Origin of the sequence: Sorangium sp. So ce367 (genome assembly GCF_051520455.1) — a bacterium.
Taxonomy (GTDB): Bacteria; Myxococcota_A; Polyangia; order Polyangiales; family Polyangiaceae; genus Sorangium; species Sorangium cellulosum_B.
Genome location: NZ_CP150334.1, coordinates 5,712,501 through 5,731,738 on the forward strand (window position 1 = coordinate 5,712,501; position 19,238 = coordinate 5,731,738).

Here is a 19,238-nt window from a genome sequence, read left to right on the forward strand (position 1 = left end):
GAGAAGGTTGACTCGCTGACCGGGTTGCTCGGTCGCCGGACTCTTCGAACGGACTCCAGAAGAGTCTCGCTGAAGTCGCCCGGTGCCCTGCTCACCAACCGGTCTCGACCGGCCAGGCGAGCGGCCCAGAGCCGCAGCGTTTCCGCTGCTCAGCTGCTGGTCCTCAGCTCGGGGCGGGCCTTGTAACGGCCTGCCTCGAAACTGTCAACCCTTTCTTCCGACTGGATCGACTCGGGCGATCCTACCGACCTGCCACGGCCGCCTGGTAAGCGATCCGAAGGCGCAGCGGCTTCGCTGCTCAAGATGTCGGCTTCCGCCGGCGTTTCCGCCGACGTGCGACGGTGAACTTATCTATGTTTCATGAAGGTGTCAACGGGCGCGAGGCGCGGCCAGGCGGCCTCGAGCGCTCGGTCGGGCGTGTCGGCGCCACATCGGTCTGCTCGCCCTGCTCGCCGCCTCGCGTGCCTAGCCGCCCGGCGCGGCGCCGAGACGTCCCAGGTATCGGCCGCCCGCCATGTCACTGGACGACAGAACCGCCCAGGGCGCGAGGACGACGTTGCGCCCCCTGGCCCAACGCGCGGCACGCCACCCGCCGGGCCTGGCGTGGCATGCCGAGCCCGAGCTCGCCCGCCACGACCTCGGCTCGCACGAGGACGGGACGCCGCAGGAGACCCTCCCGGGCGAAGGCCCGCCGTGGACGCTCTCCGTGCGCGGGCCAGAGGCGCGCGAGCGCACCATCGGCCGTCTGGAGCGCATGGGCCCGCGCGCAAAGGAGTACGCAAAGGACTAACGAGACCTTCAATGCAGCACGGCTGCGGGTGCGTGCCGCGCGCGTGCATCGATTGCGCGACGCATCCTCCTCTCCGCTGGCCTGACCTCTGCAGACACCGGCGACCCAGGTGGCACAGGGTAGGCGTCGGGGGGAGCGGCCATGACAATGCGCATCGGGGCGATGACGGTGGGCTCAGCGGTTCTCGCGCTGGGCTGTATGGACCTGGATCAGCAAGAGCCGCCACGCGAAGGCGTGGCCGCTCTGCAGATACAGAGCGGCGCGCGGCCGGAGACGGCGCGCTTCATCGAGGGTGGATCGGTACCGTACGTGCTCGGCTTCTCGCCCGAGACCGGGCAGATCCTCGGCGGCTCGCACACGCTCCTCATCCCGCTGACCGGGACGCGAGAGGCCATCGACGGCGCGAATCTGCCCACGAGCCTGCATCCGGAGCTCAGGGGGTCGTACGCGGCGCTGAACTCGAGCCTGCTCCAGGGCCAGTCCACGGGCCCCTTCGCCTCGCAGTGGTGGCCGCAAAACAGGAACGGCATCGCGGACCGGTGGAACTCCGCGGTCAAGGACTACGGCGATCTGACGTCCGATCCAGACAATCTCTCGCCGGCCGAGAAGTACGATCTCCTGTTCTACGCGGGACAGGGCCGGTCGCTCGATGCGCCCGCGGGCACAATCACCTTGGGGGTGGGCCGGGCTGACGGGCTGCGCGCTCCCCGGGCGACGCGCGTCGCGGGGCCGACGACGTACTGGGAGCTGAAGAACCACGGCCTGTATCAAGGGGTGACCCCGGAGTACTGGTGGGGACACTGCAACGGCTGGGCGGCCTACGTCGTCGCCGAGGACGGCGGGCCGCCGCAGCGCGACATCCGCGTGAAGCTCTCGGGCGGCAAGGTGACCACGTGCGCTTCGGTGGAGACGGGGTGCATCCTGTTCCGCACCGCCGATATCGAGGCGCTCATGACCGAGCTGTACCACAGCGACTCGGCCACGGTGTCCGGGCGGCGCTGCGAGGCGCGGGAGGACCTCGTCCACCGCGATCAGTACGGCAGGCCCGTCGATCCGGCGTGCCGCGACCTGAACCCCGGGACGATGCACATCGCCATGACCGGCCTCCTCGGGCTGGGCGCAAGCTCCATCAGCTCGACGTCGAGCGCTCGGGCGCGGCGCGCGTTCGTCGTCGACTACACCTGGCACCGCGAGGTGTGGAGCTACCCGGTCACGTCGTTCAACATCGACGCGATGGCGGAGGTGAGCGCGCAGGAGGCAGCACGGCTCGTCTGTAACGGCGGGTTCCAGGGGGCGGATTGCTACAATTACCGGTTCAACCCGTACGCCAGGCGCTTCGTCCGGGTCAGCGGGCGCTACGGGATGGTCTCGGACGAGGTGAGCCCCGAGCAGCTCCTCCAGCCCCCCGCGCAGCGCAACATCCCGGTCATGAACGTGGAGCTCCACTACGTGCTCGAGCTCGACGATCGGCTGGCGGTGATCGGCGGCGAGTGGATCAGGAACCCCGCCCTCGTCAACGGCATCAACGGTAAGTTGATGCACCCCGACTACCTGTGGCTCCCGGTGAGGGCGCAGGGCCCAGGGGAAGACGCCGACGATCTTGGCGGCTCCACGGACAACCCGTACATCGCGTACTCGCGCGCGAAGGCGCTGCTGAATCTGTCGCGCGCTGCCGTGACGGGGAGCAGGCCGTCGGAGTAACTCGGAGTGTAGTGATCGGAGTGACCGCGCGCCGACGGCCTCGGTGACCAGGCGCTGGCCATCGCGGTGAGCGCGCGCCGACGGCCTCGGTGACCAGGCGCTGGCCATCGCTTTGCCGGCGCCGCGCCGCCGCGCGCCGGTCTACGATGGCGCCGCCATGGTGCACCTGGACGAGACGTTCGCCGCGGCGCTCCGCCGCGCGGACGTGCGGTGGCTCGCCGAGCACGTCGACGAGGCGCTCTGCAGCAAGGAGATGCTCCGCCAGCTCGTCAAGCACGAGGACGAGCGCGTGCGGTACCTCGGGCTCACGCGGATGGCCCAGGCCGCCCGGCGCGAGGGCAGCGCTGGGCGGCGAGAGCTCGCGGCGCTGCTCCCGCGCACGCTGCGCACGCTGGACAGGACGCCGGAGATCGCGCTGCTCCTCGCCGGGCTCTACCGCGAGCTGTGGCCCTCCCTCCCGGATCAGCGCCTCCCGGCGTGGCGCGAGGCCTCGCTCCCCGCCGCCGTCCGCGTCGCGTGGCTCCGGACCGAGATCCTCACGCGGCCGGAGGCCCTCCGCGACGAGCCCGCCGGCGAGCTCCTCTACCAGGCGCTCCACGCGCTCGATCCGGCCGAGATCCCCGCGCCCGAGGCGCTCCTCCCCGAGCTCGCGGCGCGCCGCGATCCGGTCCTCGCGGCCGCGGCGCTCGACCTCACCCGGCGATGCCTGCACGCGGCGCTGCTCGCGCCCGATCAGGCGCGCGCGGTGCTCGCCGCGCTGCTCGACGCGGCGGCGCCCGCGATCGTCGCAGGCGCGCTGCGCGAGCTCGCCGCGCCCTGGGCCGTCCTCGCCGGCGCGCCGCTCCCGGGCGCGCGCCTGGAGCAGCTCCTCGGCGGCGCCCCCGAGGTGGCCGCCGCCGCGCTGGAGACGGCGGCGCGCCACGGCGAGGGCGCCGCGCTCCGCGCGTTCGTCTCCCGCGAGGACGCGCCGCCGCGGCTCCGGCAGCGGGCGCTCACGCTCCTCGGCGAGCACGCGACCCGCGAGGACGTCGGCGCCATCCTGAGCGTCGCGGCGGGCGATCCGCTGCTGCTCGGCCCGAGCGCGATCGCCTGCCTGCGCGCGCTGCACCGGCGCGGGCACTTCCCCGCCCCGGAGCACGCGGCGGCCCTGCTCGATCTCGCCCTCGCCGATCCCACGATCGCGGCGGAGGACGTCGCGGCGATCGCCTTCACCTGCCGGCGCGCGCTCCTGTCGGCGCTCGCCGCGGCGCCGGGCGGCGACGCGAGCTGGCCGCGCCGCGCCGAGATCATCGTCGCCATGGCGCGGCAGGGCGCGGCGGATCTCCCGCTCGGCGACGCGCTCGCCGAGAAGCTCCGCGACGCGCCCTCGCCCGCCCCCCTCCTGCGCGCGCTGGGCGCCCTGCGCCACGCGGCCGCGGAGGACGACGTGCTCGCAGCCCTGCCGCGCGCGCCCGCCGCGGCCCTGGAGGCGCTCGCCGCGATCGGCGGCCCACGCACGGCGGAGGCGCTCCGGGCCGCGTTAGGCCAGGGCGGCGCAGGCGCGGCCATCGCCCCGCACCTCCGAGGCGAGCGCCACCGCGCCGCGGCGCTGCTCTGGCACCTGACGGAGGATCCGGCGGACCGGCGCGCGCTCGTCGCCCGCCTGAACCCCCGGGACCTGCCCGCCGAGATCGCCGCCGACCTCGCCGGGGCCGAGGCGGCGGAGCTCGCGGTGCTCCAGCGCGCGGTGAAGCGGTGCACGCCAGCGGACGCGCTCAGGGCGCTCGCGCGCGCGGGCGACGCGAGCGCCCTCCCGGCGATCGCCGATCTGCTGCTCCGGATCGCGGCGGATCACGCTGCGGCGTGGGCCCCCGGCGGGCCGGCCGAGCCGCCCGATCGCGACCTCGACCGGGGCCCCGCGCGGCCCGCAGAGCCGGCGATCCCGGACGATGTCGCGGAGGCGATCCGCGGCCTCGGGCGGCGGCTCCACCAGCGCCGGAAGATCCGGCCTGTCTGCCTCCTCGACGCCGCGAGCGAGAGCGCTGCCGGCGACGCGCTGCTCGCGAGCCTCGCCCTCGATCTCCTCGACCGACCCGGCGTGTCCGCGGGCGAGCGCGCGCTCCTCGTCGACCTGCTGCGCTCGGCGCGCGGTCAGGCCGCGCGCTCGCGCGTCCCGCGCTTGCTCCGCCACCGCGATCCCCGCGTGCGCAAGCGCGTGATCGCGCTGCTCGCCGAGGACGGCGCCGAGGCGCTCTCGGCCAGCCTGACGCTCCTCACGGGCGCGGGCGACGTGCAGACGGCGAGGCAGGCGCTGCGCGCGCTCGGGGGCATGGAGGCGCGCTGGGCCTGCCCCGCCATCGCCGCGTGCCTCGATCACCCGAACATGAGCATCAAGAAGACGGCGGCCGAGGCCCTGGCGCGGGCGGGCGGGCCCGAGGCCGTGCCGAAGCTCGTCTTCTGGCTCGGGCGCCACGACAACCCGGGGCTGCGCGCGGCGCTCGAGGCCGCGCTGCGGGCGATCGTCGGGCCGGCCTGCGAGGCGACGATCCTCGCCGCCGCGGGGGTCGCGGAGGACGAGCGCGCCCGCGACCGGCTGCTCGACGCCCTGAGCGGCAAGCTGTCGGCGCAGGCGATCCGGAGCGGGCTCCGCCAGGGATCGGCCGCGGCGGCGCGGCTGCTCGAGCGGGTGCTCGATGGCGAGATCGCCCTCGCCTCCGGGACCGCCGACGAGCTCGCCGCGCACGGGCTCTCTGCCCGCGAGCGAGGGCGGCCGGGCGCCGCGCCTCCCCCAGGCGCCTCGGACGCGCTCGCAGGCGCCGCGGACGCGCTCGCTGCCGCGCTCGCCCGCGACGGCTGGGACGACGCGACCGCGCGGCGCCTGCTCGAGCGGCAGGCGGCGCTGACGCACCGGTGGCTCGCCGCCCTGCGGAAGCTCGCGCCGGAGTGGCTCCGCCTGGCAGCGGACGAGCCGGCGCTGCGCGACGCGGCGCTCCGGCTGATCGTCCGCGCGTCCACCGCCCCGTGGTCGCCCGTCGAGGCGCGCCTGTACGCCCGGCACGCCGCGGTGCTGCTCGACGGGCTCGCCGCGGCGTCGGCCGATCTGCGCGACGGGCTGCTCCCGCTGCTCGAGAAGGCAGCGCCCGAGCTCACGCGCGCCGAGGCGCTCGGCGTCGCGGCGCGCGTGCGCGGGCTCGCGCCGGGGCCGGGGGCGCGCCGATCGCCGCTCGCGCTGCTGCGGCGGTGCGGGGCGATCCTCGGGCGCGCCGACGTCGATCAGGCGCTCGCGATGGCGCGCGCCGCCGCCGATCCATGGACGGCCGAGCCGGCGATCCTGCGCGAGGCGTTCGGGGCGACGGCCGAGGCGGGCGATGACGAGGATCCCGAGGGCGCGGCCGCGTGGCGGGCGGCGCTCCGGGCCGCGGCGCTGGAGCCGGCGGCGCTCGCGGCGCTCCGGGAGCGGCCGCGCGGCGGCCTCGGCTCGCGCGCGCAGCTGGCCGCGCTGATCGAGGTGTTCCCGGCCGCGGCCGAGCCGGCGCGGCCGGCGCTGCTCGACTGGATGGAGTCGCTCCAGCCGATCGGCGCGCCGCCCTGGACCCTCGCCGAGCACGCGGCCGCGCCGAACGCCGACGCTCGGGTGCCCTGGCCGTCCGATCTCGACCAGCCGCGCTCGGCCGCGCTCCGCGAGCGCCTCCTGTCGATGCTGGCCGCGCCCGCGCCCGAGCTCCGGAGCAAGGCCGCCGTCGCGCTCCTCTCGTCGTGGCCGGAGCCCGACGCCCGCGCCGCCGTGCTGCGGGCCTACCTGCGCGGCGACGTGGACGACGTCGACCGCCCGGGGCTGCCCTCCCTGGCGCCCTCGCTGCTCGATCTCTCCGAGGAAGAGCTCCGGGGCGACCCGGCCGACGAGGCGCGCCGGGAGCGCGCGGCGCGCCTCGCGGCCCTGTTGACGCCGCCGCAAGCGGAGCGCCTGTTCCCGCAGCTGCTCTCGTGGTGGGAGTCGGGCGCGCCGGCGACGCGCGCGGCGGCGGCCCAGGCGATCCGCCGCGTCGCGCCCGACGCGCGGGCGGCTCGCCTGGTCGATCGCCTCCGGCAGGGCGCGTGGGGCTACCTCGATCTGGTCGCGGGGGAGCGGCTGCTCCGGACGCCGGAGCTCGAGGCCGTGGTGGAGCGCCTCCGCGCCGAGGGGCGCGCCGATCTGGCCGGGCGCCTCTCGCTCGACGACGGCCCGCTCCGGCCGCCCGGAGGGGGACGCGCGGCCGAGGAAACGCGGGCGCTGGAGGCGCTGCGCGCGCGCCCGGAGCCACAGGCGCCCGAGGCGAGCGACCGAGGTCCAGCGCGGCAGGAGCTCGTGCGGCTCGCGCGCGCAGGGGACGCGGAGCAGGCGCGCCGGGCGCTCTCGGCGCTGGCCGGGGCGCCCGACGGGGAGCTCGCGGCGCTGCTCGTGGAGCTGCTCGGCGATCGGCGCCCCCGGGTGCGGCTCCACGCGCACCGGCTGCTCCGCGACGCGGTCGATCGCGCCGCCTACCTGCGCGCGACGTGCGCGCTCCTCTCGGATCCGCTGCCGGACGTGGTCCGCTCGGCGATCCGGATCCTCTGCTTTGCGCCGTGGCCGCCGGCGCTCCCCGCGATCGTGGGCCTGCTCCTGCACCCGCACGCGGTCGTCCGCCGCGCGGCCGCGGAGGGGCTCGGGCACGTGGGCGCGCCGGCGATCCCCGCGCTCAAGGACGCGCTGGGCCGCGCTCGGCCGGACCGGCGCGAGGTCTATGCAGAGGTGATGAGGCGGATCGAGGGGCGGTGATCGCGCGGGGCGCCGCTCCTCAGTTGACCCGCGGCCCCGGCGCATCCCCGGGCGCCGCTCCCGGCCCTAGCTCCCCTGCCCCGGGCGCGGCCGGCGGCGAGACCACGCCGCGGTCGGGCTCGCCGAGGACGCAGGCCTCCTTCCCCTCGACGACCTTGCAGCGGTAGTCGGCCGGGCATTTCCCCCCGCACGGCTGCCGCACACACATCCCCGTAGCTGCGTCGCACGCCGTCCCTGTTGGACACGCCGCGTAGCAAGTGTCGTACAACGCGCGGTTTGCGACGGTCGACCCGGCCGCACCGACGAGGGCGGCCGCGGCGTCCACATAGCCGGTGCCGCTAACCCCGGTGCCGGCGTTCTCGTCCCGGTCACCATCGCCATCAGGTGATGTCCGCACCGCCCTCGCGCCGAGCAGGAACTCCGGCGGTCCCTTCCGCGAGGTGAAGCACCCTGCCAGGATTCCAACCGAGCAGCAGGAGATCAGAAGGACGGTAATTCGCATAGAAGCGAGATCCTCCATACACACCGAAACGATTCCACGACAACGCAGGAGCACACTCCGGTACCATCGACGTGATGCAGGGGAGGGAGACGAGGTGAGTGAACCTGTGCACCTAGCGCCGTGGCCTACACCGCTCCGCTGGGAGGTACCGCCCAGGAGCTGGAGCGCCGGGAAAGCGTCGAGCCTGACCGTCACAGCAGGCGGCGAGACCGACCTGTTCCTCGATCCGGAGCGCACCCGGGGCGCGCTGAACGCGCCGCGCTTGCTCGGGACGCCGCACGGCGACTTCCTCGCCAGCGCGCGGGTGACGGTGGGCTTCTCGGCGGCGCGCGACGCCGGCGTGCTGCTCCTCTGGGCGCACGAGCGCTCGTGGGCGAAGCTCTGCTTCGAGCTCTCGCCGGAGGGCGCCCCGACGGTCGTCTCCGTGGTGACCCGCGGTCTGTCGGACGACCGCCGATCCTTCGAGGTCGACGCGGATCACGTCTGGCTGCGCGTCTCGCGGCTCGGGCGGGTGTGCGCGTTCCACGCCTCCACCGACGGGACGACATGGCGCCTCGTCCGCAGCTTCTCGCTGGGCAGCACGGCGGAGCTCGCCGTCGGCTTCTCGGCCCAGTCGCCCGCAGGCGACGGCTGCACCGCGGTCTTCGACGACATCCGCTTCGCGCCGCGCCGCCTCGGCGACCTCCGCAGCGGAGACGGCGTGTACGACGACGCCCTGGCGCGCGCCGGTCAGATGCCGCCGCTCACCGGGCTCGCCTTGCCGCTCCCGCACGTGCTGTGAAGTTGCGGGCCGCGCGACGGCGCGCGGCCTCGTCCTGCGCGCTCTCCCGCGGCGCCCGTGAGCGCGCAAGAGCCGACGTGACGGCGGCGCCAGGGACAGGCTTGTCCCTGGCCAGGATCTCCACATCCAAGTCGCTCGATTTCGTGTCCCTGGCGGCGTTCTCCATGTCCTGTCGCCAGGCTCCGTGTCCCTGGCGATCGTGTCGATCTTCGATGTCGGCCGTTTCCCTGTCTCTCGTGACGTTCTCCGTCTCCCTGTCGCGCGACTTTGCCCCGCGAGCGGAGATGTTTCGATGTCCGAAGAGACGCCAGTGACGCTGTAGCGTCGGGTGACAGACGCCCCGAGCATAGCTCTTGCTCGTGAATCCGACGAGGCTCGCGGACGGTGACCACCGGGGCTCCACCGCAACGAGTCTCCGTCGTAGAAAGAGGGGAAGTATGAGCAATCGTCGCAATCTCCAGAACTGGCTCGGCATGGCGCTGGTGACAGGGCTCGTCTGCGTCTCCGGCGCTGCGTGCGTGGGATCCATGGATCCGTCGATCGACAGCGAAGAAGCCGGCGAGACCGAGCAAGCGATCGTGAACGGCTTCGTGGCGGGGACCAGGCTCGATTGCACGATGTCGGGCCCCACCCCGACGGGGAGGCGGTGGGCATATCTGATCGTCGGCAATGACCAGTCCACCTGTTACCGGACTCCCAACATCCATCGCCCGGACCTGGCGCCGGAGACCGCCATCCACTGCCACTCTCTCGGCAGGAGCATCGGATGTGATTACATCCAGGACCTCTAGGTCCCATCCCATCAGGCGGCCGCGCGCGGCAGGGCGGCTCGGCGAAGCGTGACCGCCTGGTCGAGATCGAGGCGGCGCCGAGGGCGGTCGTGGCCCCCTCGACGCCGCGAACACCTCGCGTGGCGCACGCTGGCCCCTCCGCGCGCCGCGCCGCGAGCAGCACCATCGCCGCGGTCTTCGTCTGCGCCTGCGCGCCGGGCGCCCTCCTCGGGCGGGCGCTCTGCAGATCTCCCGGGCTGTTTCCCTCGCTCGCCGGACCCGGTAGTCTCGGGGCCGATGCTTGAAGAGAACACCCCTCAGGGGCCGCCGGCCGGCGAGAGCGCGCGCCGGGTCGGCGCGCTGTTCCAGCCCTTCTCGCCGGGTTTTACAGACGACCCCGCGCGCGCGTTCTATCGGGCGGCCCACCGGGAGGCGCCGGTCGCTTACAGCGAGGCGTTCTCCGCCTACCTCGTCACGGGCCACGCCGAGCTCACGCAGGTGCTCCGCGAGCCGGTCCTGTTCTCTTCCGCGCACATCCTCGACCTGCCGCCGGATCTGCCGCCGGAGGTGATCGCCGAGCTCAAGCAGGGCGTGTACGAGCTGCCGCCGGCGCTCTTCAACAACGACCCTCCCGGGCACACGCGCGCGCGGGCGCTGTTCTCCAAGGGGTTCACGCCAGCGAGGGTCGCCTCCCTCGAGCCGGCGATCGCCCGGGCCGCGGACGCGCTGGTGCGCGCCATGGACCCCGGCAGCGGCCCTGTGGATCTGATGCAGGCGCTCGCCTTCCCGCTCCCCTTGCAGATGAGCGCCGCCCTGGTCGGGATACCGCTCGAGGACGCGCCCCTGCTCAGGGCCTGCCAGGACGAGCGGTTCACGCTCTACGATCCGACGGCCGACACGGCGCGAAAGGTGGAGGCGGCGCGGCGGTTCGTCTCCTACGAGCGCTACCTGACCGCCCTCATCGAGCGGCGCCGCGCCGAGCCCGCCGACGACCTCATCACCGCCCTGATCGGCGCCCGCGTCGACGGCGAGGCGCCGCTGTCGGTCGACGAGATGATCTCGCATATCATCGTCCTGTTCTTCGCCGGCTACGAGACCGTCGCGAGCCTGATCGGCTCGCTCGTGCTCCGCCTGCTGGAGGCGCCCGCGCTCTGGGACGCCATCGGCGGCGACGCGGCGCTGCTCCAGGCGGCGATCGAGGAGACGCTCCGGATCGACGCGCCGGTGCAGATGGAGCCGCGGCGCGCGACGGCGCCCGCGGTCGTCGGCGGCGTCGAGATCCCCGCGGGCGCCACGGCGTTCGCCTTCTTCGGGGCCGCCAACCACGACCCCGCGGTCTTCCCGAGCCCGGAGCGGTTCGACGTGACCCGCCCCGTCGCCACCCCGCGCGGGCGGCACCTCGGCTTCGGTTGGGGGGTCCACACGTGCATCGGCGCTCCCCTCGCGCGCATCGAGGTGAGGTGCGCCGTGCAGGCGCTGCGCGCCGCGTTCCCCGGCCTGCGCCTCGCCGCCGCGGCGCGGCCGAGCTACGCGCCCAGCCTGTTCTTCCGAAAGCCCATGGCCGTGCCGGTGACGCTCGGCGCGGCGTGACTGCGTCCCGGGGGATCAGGAAACATCCCGATCCCGTGCCGAGGACGGCACATCGCAGGAGGCAAGGCACCATGACCAGAGATCTTCGCGCGCGCATCATGCACATCGTGGGAGCCGGCATGTTCACCGGCCTGTCGCTGGCTGTCGGCTGCCTCGATGGCGCCGTGGAGGGCGCGGAGACAGGTACGGGCGCGGGCGGGCAGGGCGGCGCCGGCGGGCAGGGCGGCGCCGGCGGGCAGAGCAGCGTCCAGACGAGGTGCTTCTCGCTGGAAGAGATCCAGCAAAACGCCGGCGACGGGGGCGGCGGGGCCGGCGGCGCTGGAGGGAGCGCCGAGGCTTGCCCGAGCGACTACCATCCGAACCCCGTGTCCTGCGTGAGCTACGAGAATGGCCGGCTGGAGGACGGCCAGTGCTGCTACGACGTCGACGACCCGGGCATCGGCGCCTGCGGCCGCCCGTTCCTCGTGGGCGGCGAGCCGCGCCTGGCCGGCGTCGAGGCGCGCGCCGACTGGGCGCTCGATCCTGCGGCGGACGACGTGACCGCGCTCGATCCCGCGACGCGCGCCGCCCTCGCGGAGGCGTGGCTCGCCGACGCGCGCCTGGAGCACGCCTCGATCGCGTCCTTCGCGCGCTTCACGCTCGATCTGCTCGCCCTCGGCGCGCCGCCCGCCCTGATTGACGCCGCGCACCGCGCCCTGTCGGACGAGCTGCAGCACGCGAGGACGTGCTTCACGCTCGCGAGCCGCTATGCCGGCCGGCCGCTCGGCCCGGGGCCGATGGCCATGGACGGCGCGCTCGGCGCGCCCACGCTCGCCGGCGCCGCGGCCAGCGCGGTGCGCGAGGGCTGCGTGGGCGAGACGCTCGCCGCGCTCCTGGCCAGCGCGCAGCGGGACCGCGCGCGACCCCGAGGCGCGCCGTGGCCTCGACAGGATCGCGGCCGACGAGGCCTCCCACGCCGAGCTCGCGTGGGCGTTCGTGCGCTGGGCCGTGGCGCGCGGCGGCGAGCCGGTGCGCGCGGCCGTGGCGCGCGCGTTCGACGAGGCGCTCGCCGTGCGGGGCGCGCACCTCGGCGAGCGCGCCGGGATCGACGCCGCCGCATGGCGCGACCACGGCCGGCTCACCGAGGCGGAGCGGGCGCGCTGCCACCTGGAAGCCGTGCGCGACGTGATCGCGCCGTGCGCAGATGCGCTGTTGTCCGCGCCCCTCTCCGCTCCCTCGCCCGACGCCAGCCCCGGCGCCGCGGCGTCGCCATCGTGAGAGGATTCAAGAAAGCATCCATACCCCTGCCCTGGTCCGCGTCCGTCGAGATCAGCCGATATCAGCCGGCGTCAGTGGACATCAGTCGGCGTCGGGTGACGTCAGTCGACGTTGAGCCTCGCCGCAATGGCGCGCTGATGACCCAGCAGTTTCAAGCAGTTGTCGACAGATGGCGGCAGCAAAAAAACATCGCTGAGCGTGTCGATCTCGGGCCCGCCCGTTCGTCGTGACGGTAGAACCAGGGCGCATCCGGTCAGTGCCGTCCGGACGACCCGCTTCGAACCAGCACGACCCAGGAGAGGAGATACGACATGCGATCCATGATCACCGCGGAACCGGCCACCAACGACGCGAAGGCAGCGCGAGAGCGGCCGGATCACGCGCCGCCGCGCTCCTATCGCCGGACGAGGACCGCGGTCGTGAGGCGCGCCTCGATGGCAGCGTGCCTGTTCGTCGCCGCGTGTGGTGGCGCGGAGGACTCCAGCGATCCGGAGCCGACCGCGTGGAAGGACATGAACTTCGAGCAGCGCGTCGCATACATGAACAGCGACGTGCTGCCGCGGATGAAGGAGGTGTTCGTGGCGTACAACCCGGCGTTCGAGACCATGGACTGCGCGACGTGCCACGGCGCCGACGGGCCCACGCGCGCCTACGCCATGCCGAGCCCGGCGATCGCCGTGCTACCCGACAGCGAGGAGGGGTTCCTCGAGTACGTGCAAGACCCGGAGCACCCGGAGCGCGCGGAGTGGAGCACCTTCATGTTCGAGAAGGTCGTGCCAGAGATGGCCAGCCTGCTCCAGCGCGTCCAGTACGACCCCACGACCGGCGATGGCGACTTCTCGTGCAACAACTGCCACACGCTGGGGTCCGTCGAGCCGTGAGGCCGCCCGAGGGGGGGACGAGCGGCGCTGACCTCGGCCCCCTCGCGCCCGTCGGCGCACCTCCGCTCTCCGGTCCGCGTCCTTTTGGGACTGGCGCCTTCCCCTGATCCCCCAGTGTCGATCGGATCATCCTGCCTGGCCAGAGCGCCCCGCTGCTGCCGGGCCGACGGCCGCGGCAGCGCCGCGTGGCCCTCACGCTCGACGGCGAAAGCTCGATCGCCGGGCGCCCGGCCCGGTATATCTCGGTCCAGAGGAGGTCTCCCATGTCCGACCCGACCGAGATCGCAGAGTGCAATGCGCAGTTCCTGGCCGCCTGGATCCACTTCAGCCGCTGCCTCCCCGGTCACCGGATCGAGCACACGGACGGTGTCTCCGTCATCCTCTCGGGCACGGGCATGGCCCTGCTCAACATCGCCACGCTCTCCTCGCCGGCCGGCAACCTCACGGATCTGGAGCGCCGCGCGCGCATCGGCGCCGAGCTCGCCCGGACCGGCGGCGTTCCCTGGTTCTTCGCGCTGTCCGACAGCTGGGCGCCCGGCGGTGACGCGGAAGCGGCCGCCGAGCTCCTGGCCGGGCTCGGCTTCCAACCTGCGGTGTCGATCATGGGCATGGTGGCCGACGCGCTCCCCACCCCGCGGCGGGAGATCGCCGGCCTGGAGCTCAGGCGCGTGGGCGACGCCGAGACGCGCGCGGCCGTCGCCGATCTCAACTCCATCGCCTACGGCCTCCCGCTCCCCACCGGGCGCGCCGCCCTGGCCCACGAGGCGCTGTGGGACGACCGGGCGTTCGGGCGGGTCGGCTACGTGGGCGACCAGCCGGTGTGCTGCGCGGCGACGTTCATGGTGGCGGGGATCCGGTACGTGGGCTTCGTGGCCACCGCGGCCGAGCACCGGCGCAAAGGCTACGCCGAGGCGGTGATGCGCTGCTGTCTCGACGACGCGCTGAGCGCCACCGGCGCCCAGAAGACCGTCCTCCACGCGACGGACCTGGGGCGGCCCGTGTACGACGTGATGGGCTACCACGCGGTCACGCGCTTCGCTTTTTACACGCCGCCGCCGGACTACCTGCCGCCGACCCAGGCCTGATCCCGCGCGCCCCCGCCTACCACCCGCACGTCTTGCCGCGGTTCTGCTGGTCAAGCCAGTCCTTGAGCGGCCCGAAGTAGGCGAGCATCGGCGCCGCATCCATCCGCCGCGATCCCGTCACCACCTCGAGCGCCTCCGGCCACGGGCGGCTCCGCCCCATCTCCAGCATCCGCCGGAGGCGCTCGCCGGCCTTGTCGCTGCCGTAGATCGTGCAGCGGTGGAGCGGCCCCTTGTACCCTGCGGCGTCGCAGAGCGCGCGGTGGAACTGGAACTGGAGGATATGGGCGAAGAAGTACCGGATATACGGGACGCTCGCCGCCACATGGTACTTCGCGCCAGGATCGAAGTCCGACTCGGAGCGAGGCACCGGCGGCACGACACCCTGGTACCTCCTCCGGATCTCCCAATAGGCCTTGTTGTATCCCGCCGGCTGGATGTCCCCCGAGAACACCCCCCATCGCCACCGGTCGACCGAGACGGCGAACGGCAGGAAGGCGATCTTGCCGAGGGCCTCGCGGAGGAGGAGCGAGAGGTCGCTGGAGGCGGGGGGCAGCTGGTCCACGAGCCCGATCCGCTGGAGGTACTCCGGACTGACCGAGAGCCCGATCGTGTCGCCGATGGCCTCGTGAAACGCGGGGTTGGGGCTGTCTCGGTACAGGAGCGGCAGGTGGTTGTACGCCCGCTGGTAGAAGCTGTGGCCGAGCTCGTGGTGGATCGTCTGGAAGTCGCCGGCCGTGATCTCGATGCACATCTTGATGCGCAGATCCTCCTCGTCGTCGATGTTCCACGCGCTCGCGTGGCAGACGACGTCGCGATCCGCCGGCTTGACGAAGAGCGACCGCTCCCAGAAGGTCGCCGGGAGCGGCTCGAACCCGAGCGAGACGAAGAAGCGCTCGCCCGTCTTCACCATCTCGATCGGCGTGTACCCCTTCGCCTGCAGCGCGGCGTCGAGATCGTAGATCGGCGCGGCGCCCTCGGGCTCCATGAGATCGTAGATGTTGCTCCAGTCCTGCGCCCACATGTTGCCGAGCAGATCCGCCCGGATCGGGCCCTTGCCGGGCACGACGTCCTCGCCGTACTTCGCGGCGAGCCGGCCCCGCGCGTAGCAGTGGAGCGCGTCGTAGAGCGGCTTGACCTGCCCCCAGAGGCGATCGACCTCCCGCGACAGCACGCCGGGCCGCATCTCGAATTTCGAGCGCCACGCGTCGCCTGTGTCCTTGAACGCGAGCTCGCGGGCGCCCTCGTTCGCCAGCTGGACGAGCCGCGTGAAATCGCCCCGCATGGGGGCAGAGACCGTGTGCCAGCCGACCCACGCCCGCTTCAGCTCCTCGGGGTCGCGGCTCTTCGCGAGGGTCCTGCTCAGGTCCTCGAGATTGAGGCACTCGCCGCTCGCGGGGCAGTACTTGCCCGCTCCGTACATCGCCTCCAGCCTCGACGCGATGGTCGCGACCTCCTTCGTTTTCGCGGGATCGGCGGGTGCGTAGAGCGTGAGGGACGTTCGCAGGAGCTCGAGACGGCGGCGGACGTCATAGGGCAGATCGAGGTCGAGGAAGCGGGCGGCCCGCTTCGCGTAATCGGCCTGCACCCCGAGCAGCTTCGCGCTCGCCGCGGCCGCGAGGATCTCGGTGTCGACGGTGATGTACGTCGCCGCCACCCACGCCGCGCGGTTGTTGTAGGTGCTGAGCTCGTGCAGCTCCGCCTCGGCCGCATCGATGAACCGCGCGGCCTCCTCCGCCGCCGGGTCGGTGACGGGCTGCGGCGGCGTGGGCGGGGCGGGATCGGAGCAGGCCGCCGTGAGCGCGAGCATGCCGCAGGGCAACGCGACGACGAACATCGGAATGCGCACCATTTCTCGCCGCTCCTCGATCGCGGACAGCTCCGGCGTAAGACCGTCTCTCCACCCCGGACGCGCAGAGGGCGCGGGGTGCGCTTCGGCGCCGCGATCCTGGTGGGGCTCCTAAGGCCGCTCGCCGGCTCCAGCAATCCTCTCGGGCGCGCGGCGGCGATGGCCGAGAGGCGGCAAAGTCCGCTCGATCCAGGTCATCGCGCGAGCCTGGAGGTGGCCCCGCGCCGCGAGATCGCTCAAGATCCGCCGGAGATGGGCAACCGCCCACGGAAGGGAGGAGGCGAGCATGGCCGTCCAGCTCAATCACACCATCGTCCCGGCGCGGGACAAGACGACGTCCGCTACCTTTTTGACCGAGATCCTGGGCCTCTCGGCGCCGGTGCCGTTCGGGCACTTCTTGACGGTGCGGCTCGACAACGACGTCACGCTCGACTTCATCGACACCCCTGGCGAGATCCGCTCTCAGCACCTCGCCTTCCTCGTCAGCGAGGCCGAGTTCGACGAGATCTTCGGTCGAATCCGCGAACGCCAGATCCCGTACTGGGCCGATCCCAGAGCGCAGCACCCCGGGGAGATCAACCACCATGACGGCGGGCGCGGCGTCTACTTCCCCGATCCCGCCGGGCACTTCCTCGAGATCATCACCCGTCCTTACGGCAGCGGCGGCGGATGACGGAGCGATCGCTCGATCGGGATCCCCCGGGGAGCTGCGCGCCCTGCCTGCACCGCAGCGAGCGCGCCGTGGTGGAGCGTTGCGCGTGTGAGGCCACCATCGCCATTTCCTCCCGCGCGTTTCCTGTCTAGCTTCGGGTCCATGCTGCGCACCTCCACCTTCCTCGTCACCCTCGCCATCGCCGGCTGCGGCGGCGCCCCGAAGCCGCCGCCGGAGCCCCCGCAACCCGCGCCGATCGCGGCCGAGCCCGAGCCGGAGCCCGAGCCGCCGCTCGACGACGCGCCGATGCTCGACGTGATCGCCGCGCAGCCGACCGAGATCCTGCTGGACGGCAAGCCCATCGGGACGACGCCGATCTCGGGGCGCAAGGTCGCGCCCGGGTCGCACGAGGTGACGTTCGTGGACCCGGAGCGCGGCAACCGGACCATGATGGTGACGCTCGAGCCCGGCGACGCGAAGACGGTCCAGTCGGACCCGCCACCTTCCCTGGTGGAGGCGAGCGGCGGCGCGACGGGCGACAAGAAGAGCGAGAAGAAGTAGCGTCAGGCCTCCCGCGAGGAGCGGAGGAGAGCGATGACCACGACCCGTCGATGCTTGCGCGTGGCCGCGCTCCGCCCGGGTTCCGTCGACATCTACGTCGACAACGTCGGCGGCGCCGTGCAAAGCTGCGCCGACTTGACGAGGAGGTCTCCATGACCAGGTTGTTTGAGCCCTTTCGCTTGAAGGACGTCACGCTGCGCAACCGCGTGGTCGTCTCTCCCATGTGCCAGTACTCCTCCAGGAACGGGTACGCCACCGACTGGCACCTTGTTCATCTGGGCTCGATGGCGAGGGGCGGAGTCGGCCTGGCGATCGCCGAGGCGACGGCGGTGTCCCCGGAAGGCCGCATCAGCCCCGGAGACGCCGGTCTGTGGGAGGACGGGCAGATCGAGCCTCTCCAGCGGATCGTCGCGTTCGTCAAGGAGCAGGGCGCGGTCGCGGGGATCCAGCTCGCGCACGCGGGGAGGAAGGCGAGCGCCAACCGGCCCTGGGAGGGCGACGACCACCTCACGCAGGACGAGGGCGCCTGGGAGACGCTGGCGCCCTCGGCGAAGGCGTTCGGAGCGAACCTCCCCAAGGTGCCGAAAGAGATGTCGAAGGCCGACATCGAGCGCGTGAAGGGCGATTTCGTCGCCGCCGCGCGGCGGGCGCGCGAGGCGGGCTATCAGTGGCTCGAGCTGCACTTCGCGCACGGCTATCTGGCGCACAGCTTCTACTCGCCGCTCGCCAATGCGCGCACCGACGAGTACGGGGGGTCGTTCGACAACCGGATCCGCTTCCTGGTCGAGACGTTCGAGGCCGTGCGAAACGTCTGGCCGGAGCGATTGCCGCTGACGATCCGCCTCTCGATCACGGACTGGGTGGACGGCGGCGTCACGGTCGAGGAGTCGATCGAGCTGACGAGGCGGCTCAAGGCCTCCGGCCTCGATCTCCTCGACGCGAGCCACGGGTTCGCCGTGCCCGATCTCTCGAAGATCCCCTGGGGCCCTGGCTTCTTGCTCCCGCACGCCGGGCGCATCCGGAAGGAAGCGGAGCTGCCGGTCGCCGCGGGATGGTTCATCAACGAGCCCGAGCAGGCCGAAGCAGCCTTGAAGGAGGGCCAGGCGGACCTCATCGTGCTGGCGCACGCCCTCCTGGACGACCCGCACTGGGCCTATCACGCGGCCAAGAAGCTGGGAGTGGAGCAGCCGAGCCGCGTCCTCCCGCCGCCGTACGGTCACTGGCTCAAGCGCTGAACAGGGGACGCTGGCCGTCCCCTCGTCGCGAGTTGCTCTGGGCCGACGCGGAGGAAGGCGAGCCGATGAGCTGAGCGTCACGGGGATCCCAGGACCTGCGCCCGCACGCGCCGCCCGCGGCGGCGCCGCGATCGCCGGCGCGCCGCGCCGACGTGGCGGCGGTGCGCCAGCCGTCCCCTCGCCTGTCGCCAGCCATCGGTCGCCGCGCTAAGGTGCGTGCCATGGGCGATGCCGCCGCCAGCCGACGCATGAGCGCCGCCGAGTACCTGGCGTGGGAGCGCGAGCAGCCCGCGAAGCACGAGTACCACCTCGGTGAGGTCTTCGCGATGGCCGGCGGCAGCCCGCGGCACAACTTCCTGTCGACCGCCGCGGGCGCAGAGCTCCGCGCGGCCGTGCGCGGCAGGGGGTGCCACGTGCTCTCGTCCGATCAACGGATCTCGGCCAAACAGGGAGCGCGCTACGTTTACGCGGATGCCGTCGTCGTGTGCGGCGGCGTGCAGACCGAGCCAGGCGCCGGCGACGTCCTCTCGAACCCCACGGCCATCGTGGAGGTGCTCTCGCGCAGCACCGAGGCCTTCGATCGGGGCGAGAAGTGGGAGGGCTACCAGCGCCTCCCCTGCCTGACGGACTACCTGCTCGTCTCACCATGGCACGTGCGCATCGAGCACTATCGACGCGAGGGGGACGGCTCCTGGCGGTATCGCGTGCTCGAGCGGGGCGACACGATCGCCCTGGCGAACGGCGCCGAGATCTCGGTCGACGCCATCTACGACGGTGCCTTCGAGCTGGAAGCCGACTGACCTCGCAGAGTTT

16 protein-coding genes are annotated in these 19,238 nt (G+C 73.1%); 13 read left to right on the forward strand and 3 right to left on the reverse strand.

What is annotated here, in order from left to right; all coding sequences use genetic code 11:
* The first annotated feature begins 514 nt into the window (after window positions 1-514).
* The 3 genes from WME97_RS21780 to WME97_RS21790 all read left to right on the forward strand — a co-directional run bounded on the left by WME97_RS21780 (window position 515) and on the right by WME97_RS21790 (window position 7,265).
* Entirely contained in the window at window positions 515-790 is a 276-nt protein-coding gene (locus WME97_RS21780) for a hypothetical protein (protein WP_437554551.1), read from the forward strand.
* Window positions 791-931: 141 nt separating this feature from the next.
* Complete coding sequence (locus WME97_RS21785; RefSeq protein WP_437554553.1) at window positions 932-2,491, forward strand: hypothetical protein; 1,560 nt, start codon at window positions 932-934, stop codon at window positions 2,489-2,491.
* Window positions 2,492-2,648: 157 nt separating this feature from the next.
* A complete protein-coding gene (locus WME97_RS21790; RefSeq protein WP_437554554.1) occupies window positions 2,649-7,265 on the forward strand; it encodes a HEAT repeat domain-containing protein in 4,617 nt (1,538 codons plus the stop codon).
* A 19-nt stretch (window positions 7,266-7,284) separates the two neighbouring features.
* On the opposite strand, the gene WME97_RS21795 is transcribed toward WME97_RS21790, so the two are convergent.
* On the reverse strand, window positions 7,285-7,467 hold the full coding sequence (locus WME97_RS21795; protein ID WP_437554556.1) for a hypothetical protein: 183 nt from the start codon (window positions 7,465-7,467) through the stop codon (window positions 7,285-7,287).
* A gap of 394 nt (window positions 7,468-7,861) precedes the next feature.
* Between WME97_RS21795 and WME97_RS21800 the strand changes: the two genes are divergently transcribed.
* From WME97_RS21800 to WME97_RS21810, 3 genes are all read left to right on the forward strand, one after another.
* Complete coding sequence (locus tag WME97_RS21800) at window positions 7,862-8,548, forward strand: DUF1349 domain-containing protein (protein ID WP_437554558.1); 687 nt, start codon at window positions 7,862-7,864, stop codon at window positions 8,546-8,548.
* A 437-nt stretch (window positions 8,549-8,985) separates the two neighbouring features.
* Window positions 8,986-9,339 (forward strand): hypothetical protein, encoded by a 354-nt coding sequence (locus tag WME97_RS21805; protein WP_437554560.1) that lies wholly within the window; start codon window positions 8,986-8,988, stop codon window positions 9,337-9,339.
* 276 nt (window positions 9,340-9,615) lie between these two features.
* A complete protein-coding gene (locus WME97_RS21810; RefSeq protein WP_437554562.1) occupies window positions 9,616-10,908 on the forward strand; it encodes a cytochrome P450 in 1,293 nt (430 codons plus the stop codon).
* Here the strand turns inward: WME97_RS21810 and WME97_RS21815 are convergent.
* Window positions 10,845-11,624 (reverse strand): hypothetical protein, encoded by a 780-nt coding sequence (locus WME97_RS21815; protein ID WP_437554564.1) that lies wholly within the window; start codon window positions 11,622-11,624, stop codon window positions 10,845-10,847. The two genes, WME97_RS21810 and WME97_RS21815, sit on opposite strands and share 64 nt — an antisense overlap.
* A gap of 259 nt (window positions 11,625-11,883) precedes the next feature.
* Between WME97_RS21815 and WME97_RS21820 the strand changes: the two genes are divergently transcribed.
* The 3 genes from WME97_RS21820 to WME97_RS21830 all read left to right on the forward strand — a co-directional run bounded on the left by WME97_RS21820 (window position 11,884) and on the right by WME97_RS21830 (window position 14,131).
* Complete coding sequence (locus WME97_RS21820; protein WP_437554566.1) at window positions 11,884-12,165, forward strand: hypothetical protein; 282 nt, start codon at window positions 11,884-11,886, stop codon at window positions 12,163-12,165.
* A 320-nt stretch (window positions 12,166-12,485) separates the two neighbouring features.
* A complete protein-coding gene (locus WME97_RS21825; RefSeq protein WP_437554567.1) occupies window positions 12,486-13,046 on the forward strand; it encodes a hypothetical protein in 561 nt (186 codons plus the stop codon).
* A 263-nt stretch (window positions 13,047-13,309) separates the two neighbouring features.
* On the forward strand, window positions 13,310-14,131 hold the full coding sequence (locus WME97_RS21830; RefSeq protein ID WP_437554569.1) for a GNAT family N-acetyltransferase: 822 nt from the start codon (window positions 13,310-13,312) through the stop codon (window positions 14,129-14,131).
* A 16-nt stretch (window positions 14,132-14,147) separates the two neighbouring features.
* Here the strand turns inward: WME97_RS21830 and WME97_RS21835 are convergent, their stop codons facing one another.
* Window positions 14,148-15,980, reverse strand: a complete 1,833-nt coding sequence (locus tag WME97_RS21835; RefSeq protein ID WP_437554571.1) for a M2 family metallopeptidase — start codon at window positions 15,978-15,980, stop codon at window positions 14,148-14,150.
* Between the two features lie 283 nt (window positions 15,981-16,263).
* Here WME97_RS21835 and WME97_RS21840 point away from each other — a divergent pair, with 283 nt between their 5' ends.
* The 4 genes from WME97_RS21840 to WME97_RS21855 all read left to right on the forward strand — a co-directional run bounded on the left by WME97_RS21840 (window position 16,264) and on the right by WME97_RS21855 (window position 19,225).
* Window positions 16,264-16,650: a VOC family protein gene (locus WME97_RS21840; RefSeq protein WP_437300988.1), complete on the forward strand. Its 387-nt coding sequence runs from the start codon at window positions 16,264-16,266 to the stop codon at window positions 16,648-16,650.
* A gap of 141 nt (window positions 16,651-16,791) precedes the next feature.
* A complete protein-coding gene (locus WME97_RS21845) occupies window positions 16,792-17,190 on the forward strand; it encodes a PEGA domain-containing protein (protein ID WP_437554573.1) in 399 nt (132 codons plus the stop codon).
* A gap of 152 nt (window positions 17,191-17,342) precedes the next feature.
* Window positions 17,343-18,425 carry an NADH:flavin oxidoreductase/NADH oxidase gene (locus tag WME97_RS21850; RefSeq protein ID WP_437554575.1) on the forward strand — a complete coding sequence of 361 codons (1,083 nt, stop codon included), beginning with the start codon at window positions 17,343-17,345 and terminating at the stop codon, window positions 18,423-18,425.
* Window positions 18,426-18,646: 221 nt separating this feature from the next.
* Entirely contained in the window at window positions 18,647-19,225 is a 579-nt protein-coding gene (locus WME97_RS21855; RefSeq protein WP_437554577.1) for a Uma2 family endonuclease, read from the forward strand.
* Window positions 19,226-19,238 lie beyond the last annotated feature (13 nt).